At 65.2% G+C, this 26,981-nt stretch carries 18 protein-coding genes, 3 tRNA genes and 3 pseudogenes; 13 read left to right on the plus strand and 11 right to left on the minus strand.

Going from position 1 to position 26,981, the window contains the following annotated elements:
* Positions 1 to 217: 217 nt before the first annotated feature.
* Together ACETMP_RS08250 and ACETMP_RS08255 are read left to right on the plus strand one after the other, a co-directional pair.
* Positions 218 to 2,323: a caspase family protein gene (locus ACETMP_RS08250; RefSeq protein WP_375160560.1), complete on the plus strand. Its 2,106-nt coding sequence runs from the start codon at positions 218 to 220 to the stop codon at positions 2,321 to 2,323.
* A 16-nt stretch (positions 2,324 to 2,339) separates the two neighbouring features.
* Positions 2,340 to 3,836, plus strand: coding sequence for a caspase family protein (locus ACETMP_RS08255; protein ID WP_375160561.1), 1,497 nt, complete (start codon positions 2,340 to 2,342; stop codon positions 3,834 to 3,836).
* Between the two features lie 95 nt (positions 3,837 to 3,931).
* Here the strand turns inward: ACETMP_RS08255 and ACETMP_RS08260 are convergent.
* Positions 3,932 to 4,008, minus strand: a tRNA-Asp gene (locus ACETMP_RS08260).
* Positions 4,009 to 4,257: 249 nt separating this feature from the next.
* On the opposite strand from ACETMP_RS08260, the gene ACETMP_RS08265 reads away from it, so the two are divergent.
* Positions 4,258 to 4,587, plus strand: a complete 330-nt coding sequence (locus ACETMP_RS08265) for an HU family DNA-binding protein (RefSeq protein ID WP_375161864.1) — start codon at positions 4,258 to 4,260, stop codon at positions 4,585 to 4,587.
* Positions 4,588 to 4,691: 104 nt separating this feature from the next.
* Positions 4,692 to 5,942 (plus strand): peptidase T, encoded by a 1,251-nt coding sequence (gene pepT / locus ACETMP_RS08270; protein ID WP_375160562.1) that lies wholly within the window; start codon positions 4,692 to 4,694, stop codon positions 5,940 to 5,942.
* 57 nt (positions 5,943 to 5,999) lie between these two features.
* Here the strand turns inward: pepT and ACETMP_RS08275 are convergent, their stop codons facing one another.
* On the minus strand, positions 6,000 to 6,890 hold the full coding sequence (locus tag ACETMP_RS08275; RefSeq protein ID WP_375160563.1) for a hypothetical protein: 891 nt from the start codon (positions 6,888 to 6,890) through the stop codon (positions 6,000 to 6,002).
* Positions 6,891 to 7,065: 175 nt separating this feature from the next.
* Here ACETMP_RS08275 and ACETMP_RS08280 point away from each other — a divergent pair, with 175 nt between their 5' ends.
* The 6 genes and pseudogenes from ACETMP_RS08280 (at position 7,066) to ACETMP_RS08305 (ending at position 14,482) form a co-directional block, all read left to right on the plus strand.
* On the plus strand, positions 7,066 to 7,488 hold the full coding sequence (locus tag ACETMP_RS08280) for a hypothetical protein (protein ID WP_375160564.1): 423 nt from the start codon (positions 7,066 to 7,068) through the stop codon (positions 7,486 to 7,488).
* 120 nt (positions 7,489 to 7,608) lie between these two features.
* Entirely contained in the window at positions 7,609 to 7,971 is a 363-nt protein-coding gene (locus ACETMP_RS08285) for a hypothetical protein (protein WP_375160565.1), read from the plus strand.
* A 55-nt stretch (positions 7,972 to 8,026) separates the two neighbouring features.
* Complete coding sequence (gene ihpA, locus ACETMP_RS08290; protein ID WP_375160566.1) at positions 8,027 to 9,304, plus strand: divalent metal ion exporter subunit IhpA; 1,278 nt, start codon at positions 8,027 to 8,029, stop codon at positions 9,302 to 9,304.
* Entirely contained in the window at positions 9,301 to 10,278 is a 978-nt protein-coding gene (gene ihpB / locus ACETMP_RS08295) for a divalent metal ion exporter adaptor subunit IhpB (RefSeq protein WP_375160567.1), read from the plus strand. The genes ihpA and ihpB overlap by 4 nt, the downstream gene beginning before the upstream one ends.
* Positions 10,271 to 13,502: pseudogene (locus tag ACETMP_RS08300) on the plus strand (efflux RND transporter permease subunit). The gene ihpB and the pseudogene ACETMP_RS08300 overlap by 8 nt, the downstream one beginning before the upstream one ends.
* Positions 13,503 to 13,504: 2 nt before the next feature.
* Positions 13,505 to 14,482 (plus strand): cation diffusion facilitator family transporter, encoded by a 978-nt coding sequence (locus ACETMP_RS08305; protein ID WP_375160568.1) that lies wholly within the window; start codon positions 13,505 to 13,507, stop codon positions 14,480 to 14,482.
* Positions 14,483 to 14,678: 196 nt separating this feature from the next.
* Here the strand turns inward: ACETMP_RS08305 and ACETMP_RS08310 are convergent.
* A pseudogene (locus tag ACETMP_RS08310) lies at positions 14,679 to 15,590 on the minus strand (acyltransferase family protein); the annotation flags it as partial.
* 120 nt (positions 15,591 to 15,710) lie between these two features.
* Positions 15,711 to 16,568, minus strand: a complete 858-nt coding sequence (locus ACETMP_RS08315; protein WP_375160569.1) for a methyltransferase domain-containing protein — start codon at positions 16,566 to 16,568, stop codon at positions 15,711 to 15,713.
* Positions 16,569 to 16,775: 207 nt separating this feature from the next.
* Here ACETMP_RS08315 and ACETMP_RS08320 point away from each other — a divergent pair, with 207 nt between their 5' ends.
* Entirely contained in the window at positions 16,776 to 17,414 is a 639-nt protein-coding gene (locus ACETMP_RS08320) for an acyltransferase family protein (RefSeq protein WP_375160570.1), read from the plus strand.
* On the plus strand, positions 17,384 to 17,860 hold the full coding sequence (locus tag ACETMP_RS08325) for an acyltransferase family protein (RefSeq protein WP_375160571.1): 477 nt from the start codon (positions 17,384 to 17,386) through the stop codon (positions 17,858 to 17,860). The genes ACETMP_RS08320 and ACETMP_RS08325 overlap by 31 nt, the downstream gene beginning before the upstream one ends.
* A gap of 22 nt (positions 17,861 to 17,882) precedes the next feature.
* Here the strand turns inward: ACETMP_RS08325 and ACETMP_RS08330 are convergent.
* From ACETMP_RS08330 to ACETMP_RS08360, 7 genes and pseudogenes are all read right to left on the minus strand, one after another.
* A tRNA-Val gene (locus tag ACETMP_RS08330) sits at positions 17,883 to 17,959 on the minus strand.
* Positions 17,960 to 18,018: 59 nt separating this feature from the next.
* Complete coding sequence (locus tag ACETMP_RS08335; RefSeq protein WP_375160572.1) at positions 18,019 to 18,423, minus strand: GFA family protein; 405 nt, start codon at positions 18,421 to 18,423, stop codon at positions 18,019 to 18,021.
* Positions 18,424 to 18,496: 73 nt separating this feature from the next.
* Positions 18,497 to 20,920, minus strand: a pseudogene (gene lon, locus ACETMP_RS08340) (endopeptidase La).
* A 327-nt stretch (positions 20,921 to 21,247) separates the two neighbouring features.
* On the minus strand, positions 21,248 to 22,519 hold the full coding sequence (gene clpX, locus ACETMP_RS08345; protein WP_018320118.1) for an ATP-dependent Clp protease ATP-binding subunit ClpX: 1,272 nt from the start codon (positions 22,517 to 22,519) through the stop codon (positions 21,248 to 21,250).
* A 457-nt stretch (positions 22,520 to 22,976) separates the two neighbouring features.
* A complete protein-coding gene (locus ACETMP_RS08350) occupies positions 22,977 to 23,612 on the minus strand; it encodes an ATP-dependent Clp protease proteolytic subunit (RefSeq protein ID WP_128917433.1) in 636 nt (211 codons plus the stop codon).
* A 280-nt stretch (positions 23,613 to 23,892) separates the two neighbouring features.
* Positions 23,893 to 25,254 (minus strand): trigger factor, encoded by a 1,362-nt coding sequence (gene tig / locus ACETMP_RS08355; RefSeq protein ID WP_375160573.1) that lies wholly within the window; start codon positions 25,252 to 25,254, stop codon positions 23,893 to 23,895.
* Between the two features lie 172 nt (positions 25,255 to 25,426).
* Positions 25,427 to 25,511 (minus strand) — tRNA-Leu (locus ACETMP_RS08360).
* A gap of 154 nt (positions 25,512 to 25,665) precedes the next feature.
* On the opposite strand from ACETMP_RS08360, the gene ACETMP_RS08365 reads away from it, so the two are divergent.
* The gene (locus ACETMP_RS08365; RefSeq protein ID WP_375160574.1) at positions 25,666 to 26,970 is read left to right on the plus strand and encodes a multicopper oxidase domain-containing protein; all 1,305 of its coding nucleotides are present in this window, start codon (positions 25,666 to 25,668) and stop codon (positions 26,968 to 26,970) included.
* The last annotated feature ends 11 nt before the right edge of the window (positions 26,971 to 26,981 follow it).

The following is a 26,981-nucleotide window of genomic DNA, read 5'->3' on the forward strand; positions in this document are numbered from 1 at the left end:
AATCATGAATACGGAGGCCTTTGATGTCGTCATCCAGCATCCCTTGATGTAAATTCCACGAACAAGCCGCCTTGGCCCGTTTCTGCGATTTTCATTTTCTGAGTTTCTGCCGATGCCTGCCCATTTCGGGATTTTCGTTCTCGCAAGCGCGCGTCCCCTCTTCACGTTGCAGGATCTGGCACGCCGGATCGCCGTTCTCGGCTGCGTAGCGTTGTCGATGCTCGTATCGACAACGCTGCAGACGGCCGCTGGAGACAGGATCGCGCTCGTCGTCGGCAACAGCAACTATCGCAAGGTCCCAAAACTCATCAACCCCGCCAACGACGCCGCCGACATGGCGGCGTCGCTGGGTCGTCTGGGATATTCCGTCAGGCACCTCGCCGACCTCGACTACAATCATTTCCGGCAGACCCTCATCGAATTCGGCAATGCCGCGAAGACGGCCGACAAGGCGGTGATCTTCTTCGCCGGCCACGGCGTCGAGATGGACGGCAAGAACTGGCTGATCCCGGTCGATGCCGAGATCAAGTCCGAGATCGACGTCTATGCCGAGGCGATCAATCTGGAGACCCTGATCGACATCTCGGTGATGCCGAAGACGATCGGCCTCGTGGTTCTCGACGCCTGCCGCAATGATCCGTTCGAAACGACCAAGGTTGCCGCTGCGGGGCGCGCGCTGTCGCCGCGGCCGCCCAAGGCGGCATCCGGCCCGTCCGGTGCCCCGACGCCGCTCGCGGCCGGCGCGCGCGGCCTCGCCCCTGTCGAGGTCAGCGACAACGTGCTCGTTGCCTTCGCGGCCGCTGCCGGCACGACGGCGAACGACGGCGCCGGGCGCAACAGCCCCTACTCCGGCTCACTGCTGCGTCATGTCGAAACGCCGCAGCTCGAGATCAACTATCTCTTCCGGATCGTGCACGACGAGGTCTGGAAAGAGACCGGGACGCAGGAGCCCGCGATCTATGGGACGCTCCCGAAGGACGACATCTATCTCTACGGCGAAGCCGCCGCGGCACACGGCGATGGCGGAGCCGATGCCGAGCAGCTCGCCTGGGAATTCGTCCGCTCGACCAACGAGATCGCGACCTTGCGTCGTTTCGTCCAGCAATTCCCGGCGAGCCCCCATGCCGCCGCAATCGATCAGCGCATTGCGCAGTTGCAGACCGCCGAAGCCAATGCCTGGACCATCGTCGAGCGACAGAAGTCGCCCGCGGCCTACCGTGCCTATCTGGATCTCTATCCGTTCGGCGAGCATGTCGAGAGCGCGCGGGTCACGCTGGCCGCGCTCGAGAAGTCGGCCAAGCCGGGCCAGGCCGGTGGCCAGATCGACATGCCCGCGCCGCCGCCCGCGAGCTATCAGCTCGCATCGGCCGCAACGAGCGCCGGCAATTCGGAGGCGATCGAGAAGGCATGGGACGTCTTGAAGGAGTCGCGCGACAAGAGCGTGGTCGGCCGGTTTGCCGAGCGCTACCCGAGCTCGCGCCACGACCGGCTGCCGCCGGGCAGCGACCTTGCATTGCGCCCCGTCAATTCCACCGAACTGATGCTGCGATCAGCCCAGGACGGCGACGTGAACGCCTGCTTCGACGGCGATGCCGCGGCTTGCGTCAGATCCATCAAGACATACCCTGACTACGTCCAGCTGCAATTCCAGCTGTGCCGGTCCAAGGGCAATCCCAGGGGATGCATGGCCAACGCGGTGGCCGAGGCGCGCAGGCGCGGGCTCCTGGTTTCTGCCTATACCCGGTCGGAACAGGAAAAGGTTCGCAATCGCGAATATCGGCGCGTCGTTGCCCGCGTGAATCAGAATGTCGGCAACGTGGTCAGCGGCGTCGTCAGCAATGTGGTCGGCAACGTCGTCAGCAATGCCGTCTCGACGGCGGTCAGCAACGCCGCATCCAGCGCCGCCAGCCGCGCAGCATCGCAGGCCGCATCAAATGCGGCCAGCCGCGCCGCCTCGTCTGCCGCGGCGAACGCCGCCGGCCGCTCGGCGTCGAGTGCCGCATCGAGCGCGGCCAGCAGAGCCGCGTCTGCGGCCGCCTCGAATGCGGCGAGCCGTGTCACCATTCCGTCCGACGTCCGGCTCAAGGAGGACATCACGGCTCTCGGCCGGACGGCCGGCGGTCTCAACCTCTATCGCTACAGATACAAGGGCGATGCGACGTTCTATGTCGGCGTGATGGCGCAGGAGGTCGCACGGCTGGCTCCCGCAGCGGTGTCATCGGGAGTAGACGGGTTCCTGCGCGTTGACTATGGTCTGCTCGGCCTCGATTTCCTGACCTATCGCGACTGGATCGGGCGGCAATCCCATTCCGATATCGACTGAGGGACGCGACTTGATCGTGCGCTGGCTGGTCCTGTTCATCGCCATCGGGCTCCTCTTCGACGCCGAAGCAGATGCCTCCAGCAGCCGCATCGCCCTGGTCGTTGGAAACGCGAGCTACGCGAATGCGCCGCGGCTCGGCACGCCCGTCAACGATGCCGAGGACATTGCCGCAGCTCTCGTCGGCCTCGGCTTCGACGTCGATCTGCGCAAGGACGCGACCATTAGCGACCTGCGCGCGGGACTTGGCGCCTTCACCGAAAAGTCCGCCGGCGCGGACATCGCGATCTTCTATTTTGCCGGATACAGCGCAGCTGCCGGTGTCGGCGGTTACCTGATCCCTGTCGATGCGCATCTGGCGACGGCTCAGTCCGCGATCGCGGAGACCGTTCCCTTGGCTGCGGTGACGGCCGCCGCGGCGCGGGCCCGCCGGCTGGGCCTGGTGATCCTGGATGCCCTGCGGGAGAACCCGTTTCCTGCCACGCCGGATGGCCGCCGCAACGGCGCTTCCGTTGCCTCGGCCGTACGAGCACCGATCCGTAACACGCTGACGTTCTTTCCGGCGGAGCCGGGTCGGACGGTGGACGAAGGCGAAGGCCGCAACAGCCCTTTTGCTGCTGCGCTGCTCAAATACCTGCCGCAAGCCGACCTCGAGATCAACTTCATGTTTCGCAACGTTCGCGACGACGTCCGGCTGGCAACGCGGCGCAAGCAGACGCCGTACATGTATGGCCAGCTCTCCAAGGAGAGGATCTATCTCAATCCCGTGAAGCAGGTCGCGCACGGTGATCCCGCCGTCATGCAGCGCTGCGACAATTCCGTTGCTGGCCTGGCGGAAGCGAGGGCGATCGGCGCCGACCAGGGCAAAGCGCGAGAGAACCCGATGGCGGTCGCAGCGGTTGCGGCCTGCTCGGATGCGGTCAAGCTGTCTCCGGGAGCGGACCGGCTGCACTATCAGCTCGGGCGCTCACTGCACGCCGCGCGCGACTACGCCGGGGCGATGGCGAGCTACAAGGCGGCATCCGAACTCGGCAACGCGCGGGCGCTCTACGAGCTCGGATTGATGTACGAGAGCGGCAACGGCGTCGAGAAAGATCCCGCCCGCGCCCGCTTCTACTACGAGATGGCCGCCGAGAAAAAGATTGCGCCGGCGCTCGTCAGCCTCGGCCTGCAACAGGAGCGCGGAATCGGCACGGCGAGCGACCCTGCACTTGCCTATGCCTTGTACCAGCGGGCCGCCGAGCTCGGCGATGCGACCGCCCTCAACAGGATGGGCGAGCTGGCCGAGAAAGGACTGGGGACCAGGCAGGACCTGAAATCGGCTCGGGCCTTCTACCAGAAGAGCGCCGCGATGGGCGAACTCGAAGCCATGGTCAATCTCGCCCGATGCCACGCCAACGGGATCGGCGGCCTGCGCGACCTAAGCCAGGCCAGACGGCTTCTGGCCAAGGCGGCGCAGGCCGGCAGCGCGGACGCCCGGCGCATCCTGGCTCATGTCGAACCCAAAGCGCGATAGGCGACATCCGGCGGGGCGGCGCGGCCACGGCGGCGAAACAGCCCTGGAGGCGGCTAGGAGGTCAAAGAACAACTGTTTGATTTGTTTGCCAAAAATGGCGCGAGAGACGGGGCTCGAACCCGCGACCTCCGGCGTGACAGGCCGGCGCTCTAACCAACTGAGCTACTCCCGCGTGACGCGTATGTGTCCGCGCGGAACGAGGGGGAATTAAAGGCGGGCCCGGGTGAAGTCAAGGACGTTGGCACCCAAAGCCGGAATACTCCCGTCTCGTCACGATCGCGTCGCGCGGCTGCCCCCTCCACGCGCGCGACGTAGTCAATTCGGGCCCGAATCGTCTACGGCTTCCGTGACTTGTGCGGTTCCCGGGCTCGCGCCTCATGGCCGCCAGGAATCGAGGAGGCCAGACGTGTCCAAGAAGGATTTGGCTAAGAAGGATTCGGCGAAGAAGGATGCGGCCAAGAAGGCAGCCACTGCCGCCACGATCACGCTCAAGCACCTCGCCGCCGATATCGCCGAGAGCCAGGACCTCTCGAAAAAGCACGCCGAGGCGGTCCTGACCGACATGGTCGACCTGATCGCCAAGCACCTGAGGAAGGGCGACCGCGTCCGCATTGTCGGCCTCGGCATCCTCCAGGTCCGCAAGCGCGCCGCCCGCACCGGCCGCAATCCCGCCACCGGCGAGGCGATCCACATCAAGGCCAGCAAGAAGGTCACCTTCCGTCCGGTCAAGGAACTGAAAGAGGCGATCTGAGGGCAAGGTTTCGTTAGGCCTGATCTCATCTCGATCCACCGGCGACGCGGCCCGCTTTTCTGGTATACCGCCTGTCATCCCCTGACCCGGTGGTTTGACCAGAAATGTCCTCCCTCAGCTTTTCGCATACCGTGACCGAGCGCTTCCTGCGCTACGTCACCATCGACACCCAGTCCGATCCGGCATCCCCCCGTTCGCCATCGACCGAGAAGCAGAAGGATCTCGGCCGCGTCCTTGCCGCCGAGCTGAAGGCGATGGGCGTCGCGGACGCGCATCTCGACGATTACGGCTATGTCTACGGCACCATCCCGGCCAATACCGACAAGAAGGTGCCGGTGATCTGCTTCTGCTCGCATATGGACACCTCGCCCGACGTGAGCGGCAAGGACGTCAAGCCGCAGATCTGGAAGAATTATCGCGGCGGCGACATCACCCTGCCCGGCGACCCCAGCCAGGTGATCCGCTTCAATGAGCATCCGGCGCTGAAGAACCAGATCGGCAACGACATCATCACCACCGACGGCACGACGCTGTTGGGCGCCGACAACAAGGCCGGCGTCGCCGAGATCATGGATGCCGCGCATTTCTTCATCAACAATCCCGACGTGAAGCACGGCACCATCAAGATCCTGTTCACGCCGGACGAAGAGATCGGCCGCGGCGTCGACAACGTCGATCTGAACAAGCTGGGCGCCGATTTCGGCTACACCATGGACGGCGAAAGCGCCGGCTGCGTCGAGGACGAGACCTTCTCGGCCGACGGCGCCACCATCACCATATCAGGCGTCAGCGCTCATCCCGGCTACGCCAAGGGCAAGATGGAGCACGCCATCAAGATCGCGGCCGCCATCGTCGAGCGGCTGCCTCGCGAAGGCTGCTCGCCGGAGACGACCTCGGGCAAGCAGGGCTTTCTGCATCCGATCGGCATCGAGGGCGCGCTGGAGCAGGCGACGCTGTCCTTCATCGTCCGCGACTTCACCGAGGAAGGGCTGAAGGAGAAGGAGGACCTGCTCGAGAGCATCGTCAAGGACGTGATGAAGGATTATCCGCGCTCGACCTACAAATTCGAGGTGAAGGAGCAATACCGCAACATGAAGCAGGTGATTGACCGTCACCCGCACGTGCTCGAATACGCCATCGAGGCGATCCGCCGCGCCGGGCTTCGCCCGATGCGCACCGCGATCCGCGGCGGCACCGACGGCTCGCGCCTGTCCTTCATGGGCCTGCCCTGCCCCAACATCTTTGCCGGCGAGCACGCCTTTCACTCCCGGCTCGAATGGGTCAGCCGGCAGGACATGGAAAAGGCGGTGCAGACCATCGTCCATCTCGCGATGATCTGGGAGGAGAAGGCCTGAGGCTCCTCGACGGCATCCGTCATGGCCGGGCTGGCGCCCGGCCATTGGTTTTCGAGCTTACGACACCGGCATCGCGCGCGGATTGCGATGGAAGCGATTTGAGCTCGACATCCAGTTCGGCAACGGCTCTCCATCGCGATGCCGTCCGCCGGCAACCGCCGCCGCCCAGGCCACCGCGGCGCCGATCAGGGTCGCGGCTGCGACCGAGAATGCGACGATGATCGAGTTGCGCCGCGCACGGTTGATCGCCGTCTTCGAGTCCGCGATCAGCGCATCGACGCGCCGCTCGGCGTCGGGGGCCGCCAGCCCTGTAAGACCAGCAACCTGTTGCACCAGATAGGTCCGGTCATCGGCGCTGACGCCGCTGTGGCTGGACGACGTCATCAGAATGCGGCCAGCTTCAGCGCGCGGCTCCCTCAGATCGATGTTCGGCGCGCGGCGGGGCGCGCGGAACAGCTTGTCGAGCTCATAGCTCAAGAGGGGCTCGGCCGCGGACGTATTGCTGGCGGAGCTCCGCATCGGCGAGCGGTCGAGCGCGGCAGCGCCGAGAAGCGCGAGCAGAGCCGCGCCGGCCAGCACCGCCAGGGCCCAGGAGGTCAGCCCGTGCAGGCCGTCCCGCCGCTCGCCATCATCCTCGATCGTTGCCAGCGCAGGCGCCGGTCGGGTCGTCCGACCGGCGATGTAGCCGCCGAAGCCGAAGCTGATGATCGCCTGGATGATCAAATAGAGCCCGGAGAGCAGCGCCAGCGCTGCCGAGGCATCACGCCAGGTCGGCGAGGCCGAACTGACCCCCAAGCCGACCGCGACACCAAATCCGACCAGGATGAACGACATTGCGCTGGCGGCGAGAGCGCCTGCGAACACCGAGCTCCACTGGATGGGTCGGGGGGCGTCGCCCTCCAGGCCGCCTTCGATGATTTCTTCCCGCATGAGCGTTTCAACCGTCATCGCGGCGCTCTCAGCGCAGGCCGAAGAACGACAGGATCGCCATGATGACGACGATCAAGCCGATCAGGTAAATCAATCCGTCCATTGTCCGTCCTCCTCAGTTTCTTCTGACCGCTAATCGCGACGTATGAGGAACGTTCCAAATAGGACAGATCGGCGGGAACGAAGGCGCGAGATGCGAATTGAGTGCTGGAGTCCCGAGGATGAAGATTGTGAGCACAAGGCCTCAGCCGGTGAGATCCGGCTGGGGCCTTTCCGTGTCTGCGACCACCGCCTCCTGTCCTATGTTAACGACGCCAAGCTCGGGATCATCGAAGATGCGATCGGGGCGGAACCTGTAGATCGGGAGAGCCGCGTGGATCGCAGAACGGCGTGCCTGCATCAGGCGGATGCATTCCGGGAGAAGGCCCTTGCCGATCCCGAGCACCACGACCAATGGATCGACGAAGCCATCAAGTGGCTGGAACGGGCGAGGGAGGCCGGTTGTCGCGCCGCGATTGCCGTGGAGACCGACGTGGGCAGCCACGGTCCGGAGGCGAACCGTACGCCGCTCATCGAAACCACGGTTTCGCATCGCCGCATCATCGCCCGCCAGTAAGAGCCGATCACGACGCACGCGCCGCTGCGGCAATTGTTCCAGGGACGTAACAATGTTGCGGGTCGACACTGTTCCGGCCGCCATGCTAGGCCGGGCACCGACCGTAACGAGAGTGACGTCGTGCTCGCCAACCGCCAGCCCTCAGGAACCTGCCGTCCGCGCCCTTGGCGCGGAGTGCTGTCCGTGCTGATCGCGGTGATCTATCTGCTCGCGGGCGCGCTGCACGGCTCGCACGATATCGACGTCACCACGCCCGGCGGCGGCTCAGAGATCGCCGCGGTCCTGGACGGACCCTCGGACCATGGCGACGACAGGGCCATCGGCGGACATCATTGCCATGGCTGCTTCTCGTTGACCGTCACCCAGCCGGCGCCATCGGCGGCATTGGTCGCGCCTGTGCCGGCAACACGTCCGCAACATGCCTCCCGACTCGCCGGCATTATCCCCGATACCGATTCTCCGCCTCCCAAACACATTGCCTGAACGGATTGGTCGGGCGTTCCGCGCCCATTGAGTTCATCCTTCACAGGTCGGTTTCATGTTTCGCAGGGGAACGGCTGCGCGCCTGGCGTGCGCGGCAGCGTGCCTGATTGCCGGAGGGGCGCTTGCGCCGCCGGCGCAGGCCCAGACTTTGACGATGCGCAGTGCACTGTCGCGCGCGCTGGCCGCGAGCCCGCGGCTGACGGCGGCGGAGCGCGACGTCGGCATCGCCACAGGCCAGCGCATCCAGGCCGGCGCGCTGCTCAATCCGGAGCTGTCCTACGAGCAGGACGATTCACTCGGCTCCGGCAAATATCGCGGGACGCGATCGGCCGAGACCACGCTCCAGATCAGCCAGGCTTTCGAGCTGTTCGGCAAGCGCGACGCGCGGATCGCCGCCGGAGCGGCCGGCGTCGAAGTCGCGGCGATCCAGCGCAAGGCCGTCAGGCTCGAGGTGCTGTCGGAGACCGCGATCGCCTTCCTCAGCGTGCTCGGCGCGCAGCGCCGCATCCAGATCCTCGACGAGCAGATTGCCGCCATCGACCGGCTGACCCCGCTGCTGCGCCGCCGCGTCGAGGCCGGGGCCTCCTCACCGGCCGAGACCGGCCGCGCCGAGGTCGCCTCCGCCCTGGTGAAGGCCGACCGCGAACGCTTCAAGGCGACGCTGGCCAGCGCCCGACGCGAGCTCGCGGTGCTGATGGGCGATCCCGCCACGCAATTCGGTGAGGTCTCCGGCCGGCTCGACACCATGGGCAAGCCGCCGACGTTCCAATCCGTCGTCGCCGCCATCGACGCCAATCCGCAGCTGGTGCGCTGGACCGCGGTCTTTGCCCAGCGCAACGCCGAGCTCTTGCTGGCGCGGCTCAAGCCCTATCCGGACGTGCGGATCGCGGCCGGCTGGCGTCATTTCAACGAAACCAATGACGATGCCGTGCGCTTCACACTTTCGGTGCCCATTCCCGTGTTCGACCGCAACCAGGGCAACATCCTCTCGGCGCAGGAGAGCCTTGCCAAGACCAAGGCCGAGCGCGAGGCCAACCGCAACACGCTGATCGTGATTGCCGGCCGCGCCTACGACTCGCTGCAGGGCTCACTGCGCGAGCTCGCGGTGCTGCGCGAGACCGCCATTCCCAAGGCGGTTGAGGCCTCAGAGGCGATCTCGCAAGGCTACGGCCAGGGCCGCTTCACCCTGCTCGAGGTGCTCGACGCCCAGGCCAGCGTCACCCAGGCGCGACTGCGCGAGCAGGAGGCGCTGCAGAACTTCCATGCAGGGGTGGCGACCATCGAAGGCCTCGTCGGCAATCCCTTTACGCTGGCGCGGGAGAGCGCACGATGAAGATGTCCTCCACCGTTCTCGTCGCACTCGTTGCCGCCGCGCTCGGCGCTTACGGTTACTCCCTGCTCGCGCCGGCCAAGGTCGCGCACACCGAGCATGCCGAGCATTCCGAACACAAGAAGCCGAACGACCATGTCGAGCAGGACGAGCACGGCGCCGACCGCATCCGCATCTCCGACGTCAAGCTGGCGGCGGCCGGCGTCACGCTGGCGGAAGCCGCGAGCGCGACGCTCACCGACACCCTCGCCTTCAACGGCATCCTGCGCGCGAACCAGGAAGCCGTGGTCCAGGTGACGCCGCGCTTTCCGGGCCTCGCCAAATCGATCCTGAAGCGCATCGGCGACAAGGTCGCCAAGGACGACCTGCTGGCCGCGATCGAGAGCAACCAGAGCCTCACCGTCTACGAGCTGAAGGCGCCGATGGCCGGAACCGTCATCGAGCGGCAGATCTCGCTCGGCGAATACGCCTCCGAGCAGAAGCCGGCTTTCGTCGTCGCCGACCTCTCCACCATCTGGGTCGATCTGTCGATCTACCGGCAGGACCTCCGGCGCGTCCGCATCAACGACGAGGTGCTGATCGATCCTGACGACGGCCGCGGCGAGATCAAGGGCACGATCTCCTACATGGCGCCGATCGGCTCGAGCGAGACCCAGACCGCATTGGCACGCGTGGTGCTGCAAAACCCGGACGGCCGCCTGCGTCCCGGCCTGTTCGTCACGGCGCGGCTGATCCTCGCCGCGCGCAACGTCGCGGTCGCCGTGCGCCGGAGCGCGATCCAGACGCTGGAGGGCCGGACCATCGTGTTCGTCCGCGAGGACGGCGACAAGATCGAGGCCCGCCCGGTCGAACTCGGCGACTCCGATCCGAGATTCGTCGAGATCAAGGCCGGGCTCGCAGCCGGCGAGCACTATGTCGCAGAGAACAGCTTCGTCGTGAAAGCGGAAATGGGCAAGGGCGAGGCCGAGCATGATTGAGCGCCTCATCGCAGCCTCGCTTGCCCAGCGCTGGCTGGTCCTCCTGCTCGCGCTCGGCGCCGTCGCTTTCGGGGCCTGGAACTTCCAACGCCTGCCGATCGACGCCGTCCCGGACGTCACCAACGTTCAGGTCCAGATCAACACCCGCGCGCCCGGCTATTCGCCGCTTCGAGACCGAGCAACGCATCACCTTCCCGGTCGAGACCGCGATGGGAGGGCTGCCGAAACTCGACTACACCCGCTCGCTGTCGCGCTACGGCCTCAGCCAGGTGACGGTCGTCTTCAAGGACGGCACCGACATCTTCTTCGCCCGCCAGCTCGTCGGCGAACGCATCCAGCAGGTGAAGGACCAGCTGCCTGTGGGCGTCGAGGTCGCGATGGGCCCGGTCTCGACCGGGCTCGGCGAGATCTTCATGTACACCGTCGAAGCCAAAAGGGACGACAAGACGGGCGCGAAGACGCAAGGCGGCCACGATTATTCGCTCACCGATTTGCGCACCGTGCAGGACTGGATCATCAAGCCGCAGCTCCGCAACGTGCCCGGCGTGATCGAGATCAACACCATCGGCGGCTTCGAACGGCAATTCCACGTGCTGCCTGATCCCGGCAAGCTGATGGCCTACCGGCTCGGCTTCCGCGACGTGATGACGGCGCTGGCCGCCAACAACGCCAATGTCGGCGCCGGCTATATCGAGCGCAATGGCGAGCAATATCTGGTGCGCTCGCCGGGCCAGGTCGGCAACATCGCCGAGATCCAGGACGTCGTGATCGGCTCGCGCGGCGGCAATCCCGTCAGGATCAGGGACGTCGCGACTGTGGCCGAGGGCCGCGATCTACGTACCGGAGCCGCGACACGCGACGGCGAGGAAACCGTGCTCGGCACCGCCATGCTGCTGATCGGCGAGAACAGCCGCACGGTGGCGCGCCGCGTCGCAGCCCGGCTCGAGGACATCGCCAAGTCACTGCCCGAGGGCGTCGTGACGCGGACCGTCTACGATCGCACCGACCTCGTCGAAGCCACCATCCGCACCGTCAGGAACAACCTGCTGGAGGGCGCGGCGCTGGTGGTGGCGGTGCTGTTCCTGATCCTCGGCAACATCCGCGCCGCGCTCGTGGTGGCCTGCGTCATCCCGCTGTCGATGGCGATGACGATCACCGGCATGGTCGAGACCAAGGTCAGCGCCAACCTGATGAGCCTGGGCGCGATCGATTTCGGCATCATCGTCGACGGCGCCGTGATTATTGTCGAGAATTGCCTGCGCATGCTGGCTGCGGCTCAACGCGAGAAAGGCGGCCTGCTCACGACCACGGAGCGGCTGCGCGCGATCCTGCGCGGATCGGGCGAAGTCATCAAGCCGAGCCTGTTCGGAACGCTGATCATCGCGGTGGTCTATCTGCCCGTGCTGACGCTGACCGGCGTCGAGGGCAAGATGTTCACGCCGATGGCGCTGACCGTGCTGATGGCGCTGGGCGCCGCCGTGCTGTTCTCCGTCACTTTCGTGCCGGCGGCGGTGGCGATCTTCGTCACCGGCAAGGTGTCCGAGCACGAAAACCTGTTCATGCGGATGGCCAAGCGCGGCTATCTCCCCCTGCTTCGCTGGGCCATCGACAACCGCGCGGCCGTTGCCATCATGGCCGCGCTCATCGTCATCGCCAGCGGGATCGCCGCCTCGCGCATGGGCGGCGAGTTTATTCCGAGCCTGGACGAAGGCGACGTCGCGCTTGCCTCGATCCGGATTCCCGGCACCAGCCTGACGCAATCGCTGGACCTGCAGAAGGCGTTGGAAAAGCGCGTCACGCAGATTCCGGAGGTGAAGGAGTTCTTCACCCGCATCGGCACCGCCGAGATCGCGACCGATCCGATGTCGCCGGCGCAGACCGACGGCTACATCATGCTCAAGCCGCGCAGCGAATGGCCCGACCCGGACAAGCCGAAATCGGAGGTGGTCGAGGCCATCGACCATGCCGCGGACGACATTCCGGGCAGCGCTTATGAACTTTCCCAGCCGATCCAGTTCCGGGTCAACGAGCTGACCTCCGGCGTGCGCAGCGATGTCGGCGTCAAGATTTTCGGCGACGACCTCGACATCCTGCAAGGTGCCGCAAAGCAGGTCGAGGCCGCGATCCGCGGCATCCGAGGCGCCAGCGATGTCAAGATCGAACAGGTGGCGGGCCTGCCGATCCTCACCGTCCGCCTCGACCGCCAGGCGCTCGCCCGCTACGGCCTCAGCGTCGGTGAGGTGCAGGGCATCGTCGAGATCGCCGTCGGCGGCAAGTCCGCGGGCAAGCTGTTCGAGGGCGACCGCCGTTTCGACATCGTGGTCCGCCTGCCCGAGCATTTGCGCGGCAATCTCGAGGCGATCCGGGCGATCCCGATTCCATTGCCGCCCGGCGAGGAGGCCGGCTCCGGCACCGCGGTTCGCACCGCGCTCGTCGCCTCTCCCCTCGCCCAGATGCGCTACGTGCCGCTGTCGTCGGTCGCCACCGTCGATGCGACGCCCGGGCCCAACCAGATCAGCCGCGAGAACGGCAAGAGACGGATCGTCGTCACCGCCAATGTCCGCGCCCGCGACCTCGGTTCCTTCGTGGCCGAGGCCGAGGCGGCGGTGGCCGAGAAGGTCAAGCTGCCGCCGGGCTATTTCATCGGCTGGGGCGGCCAGTTCGAGCAGCTGGTCTCGGCGACCAAGCGGCTGACCATCGTGGTGCCGGTGGCGCTGCTGATGGTGTTCCTGCTGCTGTTCATGAGCATGGGATCGGCGGCCGACGCCGCGCTGGTGTTCTCCGGCGTGCCGCTGGCGCTGACCGGCGGCGTTGCGGCGCTGTTGCTGCGCGGTATTCCGCTCTCCATCAGCGCCGGCGTCGGCTTCATCGCGCTGTCGGGCGTCGCGGTGCTCAACGGCCTCGTCATCATCGCCTTCATCGAGCGGCTGCGCAGCGAGGGACGATCCGTTATCGAGGCTGTTCGCGAAGGCGCGCTGACGCGGCTGCGGCCGGTGCTGATGACGGCCCTCGTCGCCTCGCTCGGCTTCGTGCCGATGGCGCTCGCCACCGGCGCCGGCGCCGAGGTGCAGCGGCCGCTCGCGACCGTGGTGATCGGCGGCATCATCTCGTCGACCATCCTGACGCTGCTGGTGCTGCCGGCGCTCTACGTGCTGTTCCGCCGTGACGGGACGCGCGAAACGCCTACAATGACGCCTCATTTGGCAGCGTCCGGGGAGCGCTAGAATTGGACCACGACCACCACGGTCATCACCACCATGACCATGCCGGTCATTCGCATGATCATGGTCATGGGCATGGCCATGGTCATGGGCACGGCCATGTCCATGCCCCCGCCAATTTCGGCAAGGCGTTCGCGCTCGGCATTTCGCTCAACATCGCGCTGGTCGTGGCCGAGGCGATCTACGGCTACATCGGCAACTCCACCGCCCTGCTCGCCGACGCCGGCCATAACCTGTCCGACGTGCTCGGCCTCGTCATCGCCTGGGGCGCCTCGATCGCGGCGCGCCGCGCGCCGAGCGGCCGCTTCACCTACGGTTTTCGTGCCTCCACCATCCTGGCCGCGCTGGCCAACGCGGTGTTTCTGCTGGTCGCAACCGGTGCGATCGGCTGGGAGGCGATCCTGCGCCTGCGTGAGCCGGAGCCGGTCGCGGGCGTCACCGTGATGGCGGTCGCCGGCATCGGCATCCTCATCAACGGCTTCACCGCGCTGCTGTTCGCGCGCGGACGCGAGGACGACATCAACATCGAGGGCGCGTACCTGCACATGGCCGCGGACGCCGCGGTCTCGCTCGGCGTCGTGATCTCTGCGGCGCTGATCATCTGGACCGGCTGGCTCTGGCTCGATCCCGTCACCAGCCTCGTCATCTGCGCGACGATCCTATGGAGCACCACCAGCCTCTTGCGCGGCTCCGTCGACATGTCGATGGCCGCAGCGCCCAAGGGCACGGACCTCGCCGCGATCAGGGCGTTCCTGCTGGCCCGCCCGGGCGTCTCGGGGATTCACGATCTCCATGTCTGGCCGATCTCGACCACCGAGACGGCGCTGACCTGCCACCTCGTCATGCCCGCCGGCACCGGCGATGCCTTCCTGATGGAGACAGCGCAGCTCTTGAAGACGTCGTTCCGCATCGGCCACACCACGCTTCAGGTCGAGACCCATCCCGACAACGGCTGCGCGCTGGCGCCGGATGATGTGGTGTGAGCCATTGCGCTGCCCGCACCAATTTCCGCGTTCGCAGGGACGACACCGATGGCGCGGTAAGGACGCCGGCTATGTCACCGCGTCGGGGCGCTGTCGGTCGGCGACGACACCGCCGGTCCTCGAGGCGCTGCGCGAGCCAGCGCGCCGCCCAGCGATTGATCGGGCGCTCGAAGCACATCCATGACGCGGACGCGATGGCGAGGAGAAGCGCGAGCAGAATCCAGCGCCACATCTCGCCGGTGCCCGGGTCGAGCTGCTTTCGCAGCGCCAGCCAGGGCAGGATCAAGAACAACGGCCAGTGCCAGATGTAGAGGCCATAAGAGATGTCGCCAAGCTTGACGCCGAGGCGCGGCGCAGCCGGCAAGAGCGCAAGCCCGGCAACGGCGAGCCAGCATGCGACCGGTGTCATCCATGACGTCAAGGGCAGCCCGAATGCGTAAACCCAGATCGCGAGCGCCAACAATGCCAGACTGGAGCTCCAGCGAGGCTGAAGTCGCGAAACCGTCATGTAGGCGAACACCCCTGCGGCAAAGTCGGCGTAGTGATCGTCACCGAAACGCGAGATCTGCGGAGGCTGTGGCGCTATTTCAGTTCCGATAGCAGCAGCGGCAATGCACCACAGCAACAACAGCCTGACGCCGCCGATAGGGATGAGGATGGCGGAGACGATGTAGAAAATGACTTCGTATTCGAGTGTCCAGCCCACCGCATTCATCGGTGTCTGTTGCGGGATAATCAGGAGCGACTTCAACACCCGGCCGAACTCGATCTCATGCGGCGGGCCACCAATGCTGCGGCTGAAGAGCACGACCATGACGAGCGTGGCCAGGGCATTGAGCGGATAGATCCGGAAGAATCGTTTGGCGAGGAAGCTGGTGGGCGTATAGCCCGGCGCCTTCGAGACGTAGCAAACGATGAAACCGGAAATCGCAAAGAAAAGATCGACGCCGGCCGCACCGCGATCGGCCAAGAACCGCCATGTATAGAGCCCCGCCGGATCAAAGTATTTCAGCGCGAGATGCGTATGGAAGTAAAAGACCGCCAGGGCGGCGATTGCGCGCCCGAGCTGGATGCCTGGCAGCCGCCCATGAAGCTGATGATCGGACATTTGAGGCAGCGCTTAGCAGAATGCACGGACCGGCACAACCACAACGCTTTCACGTCGGATCGCGCAATTCAGCTCATTCTCCTCGCCCATCTGTCATAGATCGGCGCCGCCGCGGCAGCCTCACCCCACCTTCGCCGTGACGATCCAGATCGCGCCCTGCAGCTCAACGCGCTGCCCCTTCAGGAACGGCGCGAGCGTCTCGCGGATCGAAGTCTTGGCGGCCTCATATGTCTCGGGCGGATGGCCCTGCAGGGCGCGGCTGGCCGGGCCGATCTGCAACGCGCCGTCGACCGCCGCATCGAGCCCACCGCCGATCGCGACATCCATCGGCAGATTGTGCGGCTCCATCGCCGCGTCGACGAAGCCGGCCCCTTTGAGGATTCGCATTACGCGCTCCTCCGAGGCGAAGGCGAACGGGCCGGGCTCCTCCGGCCCGACGGGCGGCATCTTCGGCACGTGCTTGTAGACCGCCATCAGCGGCGCCATCATCCAGGGATTCTCCTTCGGCTCGCGCCAGCAGGCGAAGGCGAGCCGGCCGGACGGCTTCAGCGCTCGGCGGAGGTTGGTGAAGGACGCAACGGGATCGGCGAAGAACATCACGCCGAAGCGTGAGGCGAGCAGATCGAAGCTGGCCGGCTCGAACGGATGGACCGTCGCATCCGCCAGCACGAAATCAAGCGGCAGGCCCTTTGGTGCCAGTGCACGGGCCTGCGACAGCATCGGCTCGGACACGTCGAGGCCGAGCGCGAAGCCGTTCGGCGCAACAGCCCTGGCGAAAGCGAACGTCGTCGCGCCGGAGCCGCAGCCGACGTCGAGGACGCGCTCACCCGGCTTGGGCCGGGCACGGTCGATCAGCACGTCGGCAATGGGTCCGAGCAGGTTTTCCTGGGCCGCGTGGCGATCGGCCCAGCGCTGCCCGCTCGGGCCGTTCCAATAGGCGATCTGGTCGGCGTTTTGCTCGTGGCCAGGCTGTTGCATCGCATTCTCCCTCGAACCGCCGGTCGTCCGCCAAACCAGAAGACGCTTATCCGCATGCAGTTCCCGGACGCAAGACCAATTCCGGCGAGACTATCCGAGTGCCGCCGCCGTCGCGCGCAGTCAGGCACGGGACCGGCGCGAGCACGGGGTCCAGAGTTGACACAATGGGAAGCCACTGTTCTAACTTCGGAAACCTGAGGAAACCCTTTGAAATCCGAACGATCGGTCGGCATCGATTGCCTGCGCGCCATCTCCATCATCTGGGTGCTGCTCTACCATTTTGTCCCGCTGCAGGCCTTCAACCGGGGCACGTTCGGCGTGCTGTTGTTCTTCATCATCAGCGGCTATTGCATCGCATTCAGCGCCGAGACGTCGCAAACGGCCTGGCACTTCTATGCCAAGCGGCTCGGCCGACTGCTTCCCGCGCTGATCGTCTGCGGCTTCCTGACGACGCTGTTCAAGTTTCTGGCGCCCGAGCTGGTCGAACCCGGCCGTGGGCTGAAATGGGTCCACTACGTCTACACGCTGATCGCGCTTCCGACGCTCAACATCCTGCAGGTGAACTATAATCTGCCCGACGGTGCCTATTGGTCGTTGCAGATCGAGTTTCAATTCTACCTCTTCTGCTTCCTGATGATGGAGCTGGGGCTCAAGCAACGGCTGCTGGCGCTGCTGTGCGCCGTGACCATCTTCCGGACGGTGACCACCAGCACGGACTATTACACCTCCAACGATTTCTTTCCGTTCTTCATCGCCGGCATGAGCGTGGCTGCCCTTGTCAGGGGACGCACCAGGGAGGCGATCGCGGGATCATCGTGGCGTTCTCGGTGGAGCTCTATCATCTGAAGATGGGCGTCAAGCAGCCGTCCGCCCAGATCGAGCTGTACCGGTCGCTGCTGCTGTGGTTTGGCACGGCCGCCGTCTATCTTGCCGCGCGGTATGACCACCTTCTGCCACGGTGGTCGAGCGCCCTCGCCTTCATCGGCGTCATCAGCTATCCGCTCTATCTGATTCATCAGGACGTCGGGATGATGATCCTGCACTGGGCGCATGTGGGCCGTGACTCCGCGGGCGACATGCTGATCCGCGCGTTCGTGCTTCCCGCATTCCTCGCTGCCGTCGCCTGGCTGGTCTACGTGCTGGTCGAAAAACCCACCATCAAGCCGCTGACCCGTTTCCTGGCCGATCCGCTCGGCTGGCTTCGGCAATGGCAGCCGGCAATGGCGCGAGGCGGGTACAAGGCCACAGAGCGCAGCGGCGACGTCGCGCGCCAGGACTTGCCGATCGGGTGACCCGACGCAACGGGTTCAAGGCTGGTGGGCGGTCACGGATTCGAACCGCGGACCCTCTCGGTGTAAACGAGATGCTCTAACCAGCTGAGCTAACCGCCCTCGCCGCCTCTTTAGCCTCCCAGGCCCCGGACGGGCAAGCGCGGAACGTCATTCCAGGCTCAATCCTGCGGCCGCCCCGGCAGCAGCGGCACCGCGTCGATCCACACCGCGGCCGACTGGCACCAGATCTGCCGGACGGGCCGCAGCTGGTCGCGCTGGCGGATTGAACCCCAGCGGATGCCCCAATCGTCGGCCTGGTCGCCCTCACCGCTGGTGAACAGCGGGGAACCGCAATCGGCGCAGAAGTGCTGGAAGCGCATCCGGCCGTTGTCGCCGCGCTTGCCGTAGATTCTTGGCGTGCCGGCGGTCAGGCGGATGTCGGCCCCCGCACAGATGGCGGTCACGCGGAACGGCGAGCCGGTCAGGGTCTGGCAATCGGTGCAGTGGCAAACCGACACGGAATCGGGGTCGATCTCGGCTTGATAGGCGATCTTGCCGCAATGGCATTGCCCGTCGATCTGCATCGCCCCTCTCTCCCTGCCCCAAATAAAAACGGCGCCCGAAGGCGCCGTTTTATCATCTTTTCGAGCCGCACACTCAGTGAGCGGTCAGGCCGCCGGCGGCCTCGTCGCCATCGGGCTTCACCGTCACCTTGGTGTCCTCTTCCCAGACGATCGGCGTCGGCTTCTTCACCAAGGCCTTGGCGATGACGTCGTCGAGGCGGGAGACCGGGATGATCTCCATGCCGCCCTTGATCGCATCGGAAATCTCCGTGAGATCCTTGGCGTTGTCCTCGGGGATCAGCACCGTCTTGATGCCGCCGCGGGCCGCAGCCAGCAGCTTCTCCTTCAGGCCGCCGATCGGCAGCACCCGGCCGCGCAGCGTGATCTCGCCGGTCATCGCGACATCGTGGCGGACCGGGATGCCGGTCATGACCGAGATGATCGCGGTGGCCATCGCCACGCCCGCGGACGGACCGTCCTTCGGCGTCGCGCCTTCCGGCACGTGCACGTGGATGTCGCGGCGGTCGAACATCGGCGGCTCGATGCCGTAGTTGATCGCGCGCGAGCGGACATAGGATGCCGCCGCCGAGATCGACTCCTTCATCACGTCACGCAGATTGCCCGTGACCGTCATCTTGCCCTTGCCGGGCATCATGACGCCTTCGATCGTCAACAGCTCGCCGCCGACGTCGGTCCAGGCAAGGCCGGTGACGATGCCGACCTGCGCCTCGCTCTCGATCTCGCCGAAGCGGTACTTCGGCACGCCGAGCAGCTCTTCCAGAGTCTTCTCGGTGACCTTGACCGACTTCTTCTTGGAGATCATCAGCTCCTTCACCGCCTTGCGGGCGAGTGTGGAGAGCTCACGCTCCAGGTTACGCACGCCCGCTTCGCGGGTGTAGCGGCGGATCAGCAGCAGCAGCGCGTCGTCGTCGATCGAGAACTCCTTGGAGTCCAGGCCATGCTTGGACACCGCGTTCGGGATCAGATGCTTGCGTGCGATCTCGACCTTCTCGTTCTCGGTGTAGCCCGCGATCCGGATGATCTCCATGCGGTCCATCAGCGGCCCCGGAATATTGAGCGTATTCGCGGTGGTGATGAACATCACGTTGGACAGATCGTAATCGACCTCGAGATAGTGGTCGTTGAACGTCCCGTTCTGCTCGGGGTCGAGCACCTCGAGGCAAGGCGGAGGACGGATCGCCGCGGAAATCGGCGCCCATCTTGTCGATCTCGTCCAGCAGGAACAGCGGGTTGGACGACTTCGCCTTCCGCATCGACTGGATGATCTTGCCGGGCATCGAGCCGATATAGGTGCGGCGGTGACCGCGGATCTCGGCCTCGTCGCGCACGCCGCCGAGCGAGACGCGCACGAATTCGCGCCCCGTCGCCTTCGCGATCGACTTGCCGAGCGAGGTCTTGCCGACGCCGGGGGGCCCAACGAGGCACAGGATCGGGCCCGTCAGCTTGTTGGCGCGCGACTGCACCGCGAGATACTCGACGATGCGTTCCTTGACCTTCTCAAGCCCGTAATGATCAGGTCCAGGATGGCTTGCGCCTGCTCCAGGTCCTTCTTCACCTTGGACTTCTTGTTCCACGGGATCGACAGCAGCCAATCCAGATAGTTGCGCACGACGGTCGCTTCCGCGGACATCGGCGACATCTGGCGCAGCTTCTTCAATTCATGCTGCGCCTTCTCGCGCGCTTCCTTGGAGAGCTTGGTCTTGGAGATCTTCTCTTCGAGATCGGCGAGCTCGTCGCGACCGTCGTCGTCGCCGAGTTCCTTCTGGATCGCCTTCATCTGCTCGTTGAGATAATACTCGCGCTGGGTCTTCTCCATCTGGCGCTTGACGCGCGAGCGGATGCGCTTCTCGACCTGCAGCACCGAGATCTCGCTCTCCATCAGGCCCAGCACCTTCTCCAGGCGCGTGGTGACGGACAGCGTCTCCAGGATGCCTTGCCGATCCGCGATCTTGACCGCGAGATGCGAGGCAACAGTGTCGGCGAGCTTGGCGAAATCGGTGATCGCCTGCACGACGCCGACGACCTCGGCCGAGATCTTCTTGTTGAGCTTCACATAGCTCTCGAAGTCGGACACGACCGAGCGGGCCAGCGCTTCCGCCTCGACCGACTTCGCATCGGTGTCGGCGAGCGCGACTGCCGTCGCCTCGTAATAGTCGGCGCGATCGGTGTATTTCGACACGCGCGCACGCTCGAGCCCTTCGACCAGCACCTTCACGGTGCCGTCGGGAAGCTTCAAGAGCTGCAGCACGCTGGCGAGCGTACCGGTCTCGTAAATGGCATCGGGCGCCGGATCATCGTCGGACGCGTTCTTCTGCGTCGCGAGCATGATCAGCGCGTCGTTCTTCATCACCTCTTCGAGCGCGCGGATCGACTTCTCGCGGCCGACGAAGAGCGGAACGATCATGTGCGGGAAGACGACGATGTCGCGCAGCGGCAGCACCGGATAGGCGTGCGTTTCGCCATGGACGATGGTTGGCCGGGGTTTTGGATTAGTCATGGCCTTTTCCTTTTGCTTTGCCCCCTTGCACGCAGCCCGCCATGCTCATGCGCAACCGCCACAAGGTGCCGAGGTGATCCGCAAGGCCGGTCGGTCCTGTTACGAGTTGGACCGGCTCGCCGGATCGGATCTGAGGCGAGATCTGGAAGAGAATTTTTCGCTCGCCGCCGACATTAGGTGGCTATCGACCCGGGGGGTGTCAAGTCATTGAAAAACGCGCGCCATCAGGCGCTTACGCAACGCGGTAAGCGACGCAACACCGGCTGCGGAGATATTCTTCCGCAGCCCAACTTGAAGGTCCAATTGAAGCGTTCCGGCGCCGCCGGGTCAGGCGCTGGCGTTCTCGACGGCGCGATCGGACCGATCGGCGTAGATGTAGAGCGGACGCGCCGTGCCTTCCACGACTTCGCGGGAAATCACGACCTCTTCCACACCTTCCAGGCCCGGCAGGTCGAACATGGTCTCGAGCAGGATCGCCTCGAGGATCGAACGCAGGCCGCGCGCGCCGGTCTTGCGCTCGATCGCCTTGCGGGCGACCGCGCCAAGCGCCTCGTCGGCGAAGGTCAGCTCGATGTTCTCCATCTCGAACAGCCGCTGGTACTGTTTCACCAGCGCGTTCTTCGGCTCGGTCAGGATCTTCTTCAGCGAGGTCTCGTCGAGGTCCTCGAGCGTCGCCACGACCGGAAGACGGCCGACGAACTCGGGGATGAGGCCGTACTTCAGCAGGTCCTCGGGCTCGACGTGACGGAATATCTCGCCGGTCCGGCGGTCCTCCGGCGCCATCACCTGGGCTGCGAAACCGATCGAGGTCGACCGGCCGCGCGCGGAGATGATCTTCTCGAGGCCCGCGAACGCGCCACCGCAGATGAACAGGATGTTGGTGGTATCCACCTGCAGGAACTCCTGCTGCGGATGCTTGCGGCCGCCCTGCGGGGGAACCGACGCCACCGTGCCTTCCATGATCTTCAGCAGCGCCTGCTGCACGCCCTCACCCGACACGTCGCGCGTGATCGAGGGATTGTCGGACTTGCGGCTGATCTTGTCGATTTCGTCGATGTAGACGATGCCGCGCTGGGCCCGCTCGACATTGTAGTCGGCGGCCTGGAGCAGCTTCAGGATGATGTTCTCGACGTCCTCACCGACATAGCCGGCCTCGGTCAGCGTCGTCGCATCCGCCATGGTGAACGGCACGTCCAGGATGCGCGCGAGCGTCTGCGCGAGCAGCGTCTTGCCCGAACCGGTCGGACCGATCAGCAGGATATTCGACTTCGCGAGCTCGACGTCGTTGTGCTTGGTCTGGTGGTTGAGGCGCTTGTAGTGATTGTGCACCGCGACCGACAGGACCTTCTTCGCATGGCTCTGGCCGATCACGTAGTCGTCCAGGACCTTGCAGATTTCCTTCGGCGTCGGAATGCCGTCGCGCGACTTGACCAGCGAGGATTTGTTCTCCTCGCGGATGATGTCCATGCAGAGCTCGACGCACTCGTCGCAGATGAAGACCGTGGGACCCGCGATCAGTTTGCGGACTTCGTGCTGGCTCTTGCCGCAGAACGAGCAATATAGCGTGTTCTTGGAGTCGCTCGTGCCGACCTTACTCATTCATGTCTCCGTCCGCGGTTCGATCCCGTTCCGCTTGATCGCTCCATTCCGACACGATGGTCGGCATGAAGCTTAAGTAGAGCAAATTCCGTACCAAAAAAGACCCTACGCATTACATCCCGTGCAGATCACGGTCGCTCGATTCTCCGCGATCATAGCCGATCAATCGTAGCCAACCATGCTGTCACCCGACTATCAAGAATTCGCTAATCGGGGGTCGCCGGCTACCCGTGACAATACCGTGATTTCCGGTCTTGGCATGGGCGAAGTGACCGAAATCACCACGGCGTTGCTGGATTGCCACGAAAAACAGGCACGAAAGCGGAACCTTCTGCCTGTCGCAGGGCGGAAAACTGCGTTTTGCAGCGCGCATATGCGTCCATAGCGTGAACGCCACCTGAAGGTGACAGGCGATCTCCTCGGGGGTTGCCGAGGGACCGCCGTCACCCCGGTAGTGTTACTGGGTCTTCGCCGGCGCGGCTTCCTCGGCGCGCTTGTCGATGACCTTGTCGACCAGGCCGAACTCCTTGGCGTCGTTCGCGGTCAGGAACTTGTCGCGTTCCAGCGCATCCTCGATCGACTTGTAGGTCTGGCCGGTGTGCTTCACGTAGATCTCGTTGAGCCGCTTCTTCAGGTTCAGGATTTCCTGGGCGTGCAGCATGATGTCGGTGGCCTGGCCCTGGAAGCCGCCGGAGGGCTGGTGCACCATGATGCGCGCGTTCGGCAGCGAGAAGCGCATGTCCTTCTCGCCGGCGCAGAGCAGCAGCGAGCCCATCGAGGCGGCCTGCCCCGTGCACAGCGTCGAGACCGGCGGGCGGATGAACTGCATGGTGTCGTAGATTGCAAGGCCCGACGTCACCACGCCGCCCGGCGAGTTGATGTACATCGAGATTTCCTTCTTCGGATTTTCCGCCTCGAGGAACAGGAGCTGCGCGACGATCAGCGTCGACATGCCGTCCTCGACCGGGCCGGTCACGAAGATGATGCGCTCCTTGAGGAGGCGCGAGAAGATGTCGTAGGCGCGCTCGCCACGGTTGGTCTGCTCGACCACCATGGGCACGAGGTTCATGTAGGTTTCAACCGGATCGCGCATGAGTCACCTAGGGTTTTCGGAGACGGCCATCGCCGGGCAAGGCTTGCCGGCTTGGCTGGAACCGCCGGAAGGGCGAATGGACGTCCTGTGATGCAGGAACTTGGTAGGATGGAAGGCGTACCGACAGATATAGCCCAATTCGCTTCTGACAAGTGCGGCGCGCATTAAGGCTTAATCCGTCGGGCAGTTGAAGCTGATTCGCACAAAGAGGCCCAGCCGGCCATCTGGCTAGCTGGGCCCCTTCGCTGATCATCCTTAACAGATGGCTGTCTCAAAGCCCTCAGGCCGCGGTCTTTTCCGCCTCGTCGTCCTTGTAGAGATCCTCGCGCGAGACCTTCTTCTCGGTCACGTTGGCGAGCTCGAGGATGAAGTCGACAACCTTGTCCTCATAGATCGGTGCACGGAGTTGGGCCAACGCCTGGGCGTTGCTGCGGTAATAGTCCCAGACCTCCTTCTCGCGGCCCGGCATCGAGCGCGCGCGCTCGATCACGGCGCGGCCGACCTCGTCATCCGTCACGGTGATCTTGTTCTTCTCGCCGATCTCGGAGAGCACGAGGCCAAGCCGCACGCGGCGGTCGGCGATCTTGCGGTACTCTTCCTGGGCCTTGTCTTCAGTCGTGTCCTCGTCGGCGAAGGTCTTGCCGGCGGAGGCCATCTCGGCCTTGACCGAGTTCCACATCAGATTGAACTCTTCGTCCACCAGCGAGGGCGGCGCCTCGAAGCGATGCGCTTCGTCGAGGCGGTCGAGCAAGGCGCGCTTGACGCGCTGGCGCGTCGCGGTCGCGAACTCGGCAACCAGACGCTCGCGCGCGGCTTCCTTCAGCTTGTCCAGCGATTCCAGGCCAAGCGTCTTGGCGAACTCGTCGTCGATCGCAACGTCCTGCGGCGCCTCGATCAAGGTCGCGGTGGTCTCGAACTCGGCCGGCTGGCCGGCGAGCTTGTCGCTCATGTAGTTCTGCGGGAACGACACCTTCAGCGTGCGGGTCTCGCCGGCGCCGATGCCGATCAGCTGCTCCTCGAAGCCCGGAATGAAGGTGTTGGAGCCGATCGCCACCTGGATGCCCTCGCCGGTGCCGCCCTCGAAGACTTCGCCGTTGATGGTGCCCTTGAAGTTGATGGTGACGCGGTCGCCGGATTCGGCCTTGGCGCCCTCGGCCTTCGCGGCATAGGTGCGGTTGCTGTCGGCGATGCGCTTGATGGCTTCGTTGACGTCGGCGTCGGTGACTTCGGCGACGGGCTTCTCGACCTCGAAGGTCTTGAAGTCGGCGAGCGCGATCGCCGGCACCACCTCGATCGCGACCGTGTAGGTCAGGTCGGTCTTGCCGCTCAGGAGCTCCTCGACCTCGGCCTGCTCGCTCGGCATGGTGATCTTCGGCTCGGTCGCGAGGCGAAAGCCGCGCTCGGAGAACAGCTGCGTGTTGGTGTCGCGGATGGTCTGGTCGATGGTCTCGGCCATCACCGAGCGGCCGTAGACCTTCTTCAGGTGCGAGACCGGCACCTTGCCGGGACGGAAGCCGTTGATGCGGACCTTGTCCTTGAGGTCGACGAGCTTGGCGCCGGCCTTGGCGTCGAGATCAGACGCGGGAACGCTGATCTTGAACTCGTGCTTCAAACCTTCCGAGAGGGTCTCTGTGACCTGCATGGCGTCCAATCTTCTTCTCGTTCGGTCCCGGCGCGCATGCGTCGGGACGCTGTCATTAATCGATCCGGCGCGAGGCAAACCCTCGACGCCGGTGCTGCATCGGACCGGCTTCAGCGGACAGACATCCGCGCGAAAGCAGGCCCTCGTAATCCGTGCAAACGCGATCAGCGCTTGGTGCGGGCGGAGGGACTCGAACCCCCACAACTTTCGTCACTGGAACCTAAATCCAGCGCGTCTACCAGTTCCGCCACGCCCGCGTGAAGTTGCATCAAGACCGGCCGCGATGCCGCGGGCGGCCGGGCTTATAACATGTGCCTGACTGTTCGCAGCAAAAAAATGGTCTGATGGAGGCAGGCTTCAAGTAGGTACGATGGCTGGACTTATCCAGCACGGCGTGGTCCGGATTGCCCCATGAAACCGCGGATCTTTGTCCCCAATCGGCGCGAGGTTCTGGCCGGGCTTGGCGCCTCCGCGGCCGCGGTCATCGCGGGCGGCGCAACCCCGCCAGTGACTGCCCAGCTTGCCCTACAGGCAAGGGCGTCAACGCTGGCTCTCAGACCGGGTCAGCCTGCTACACCCGTCTGGGAGCTCGCCGCCGTCAGCCATCTCCGGGACGTCCGGCTCAAGCGCGGCGACCGCTGCGAGGTGGTGTTTCGAAACGACCTTGCTGTGCCGCTTGCGCCAGTCTGGTACGGCCTCACTGGTCCCGTTCCGGCCGATCCGCTGCGAGGACGCGCGCCCGCGCCCCCGAACGCGGTCGAAACATCAATTATTTCAATACCTCATGCCGGAACCTTGCTGGCCGACTTCCGCCTGTTCGAGGACGGCCTGAAGCAGCCGGCACGCCCGCTGGCGATCGTCGCGGCCGAGACCAGCCCGGCCGTTGTCGATCGTGACGAGGTGCTGTTGATCGAGGAATGGCGCCTGCGCCCCGATGGCACCGCCGTCCCGCCGGGCCAGGACCCGAAGGACGCGACGCCGGCCTATACGATCAACGGTCAGACTTCATTCGAACTCTCAGCCCTGGGCCATCAACGGCTGCGGCTGCGTTTTATCAACGGCTCGCAACGCACTGTTCTGGCTATCAAACTGGAAAGCCACGACGTCCGCGTGCTGGCCTTGGACGGGCAGCCCGCCGAGCCGTTTTCGGCGCGCAACGGCGCCCTGGTGCTGGCGCCCGGCGCACGGGCCGACGCCGTCGTGGATGCGGCCGCATCAGCCCCGTTCCTGCTGCACGACGGCAAGGCGGCGCACCGTGTCGGCAGCCTCAAGATCTCCGACCAGCTGGCGCGGCGCGTTCCGCTGGCCCCGCCGCAGCCGCTCGCTCCGAACGACCTTGCCGAGATGCTCGATCTGAAAGGCGCCCTGCGGTTCGATGTCGCGCCCGGCGCCCCCAATGCGGGCTGGGCCCGGCCCGCGAACTTCTCCACGGCCTCCGCACCCGCCTTCCGGGCCAGGACCGGCCGCACCGTCGTGCTGGCCCTGAGCAATCCCGGCTCAGTCACCACCGTGTTCCACTTGCACGGCCACCCCTTCCGGCTGCTCGACAGGCTCGACGACGGCTGGAAGCCCTACTGGCTCGACACGCTCGCGCTCGAGCCCGGCCAGACTCAGCGCGTCGCCTTCGCGGCGACCGCGCCCGGGCGATGGCTGATCGAGTCGGTTGCAACGGACTGGGCCGCGCCGCGGCTGGTGCGCTGGTACGCGGTGGAGTGAAGCTCTTGTGG

Origin of the sequence: Bradyrhizobium dasycarpum (assembly GCF_042019905.1) — a bacterium.
Lineage (GTDB): Bacteria > Pseudomonadota > Alphaproteobacteria > Rhizobiales > Xanthobacteraceae > Bradyrhizobium > Bradyrhizobium japonicum_B.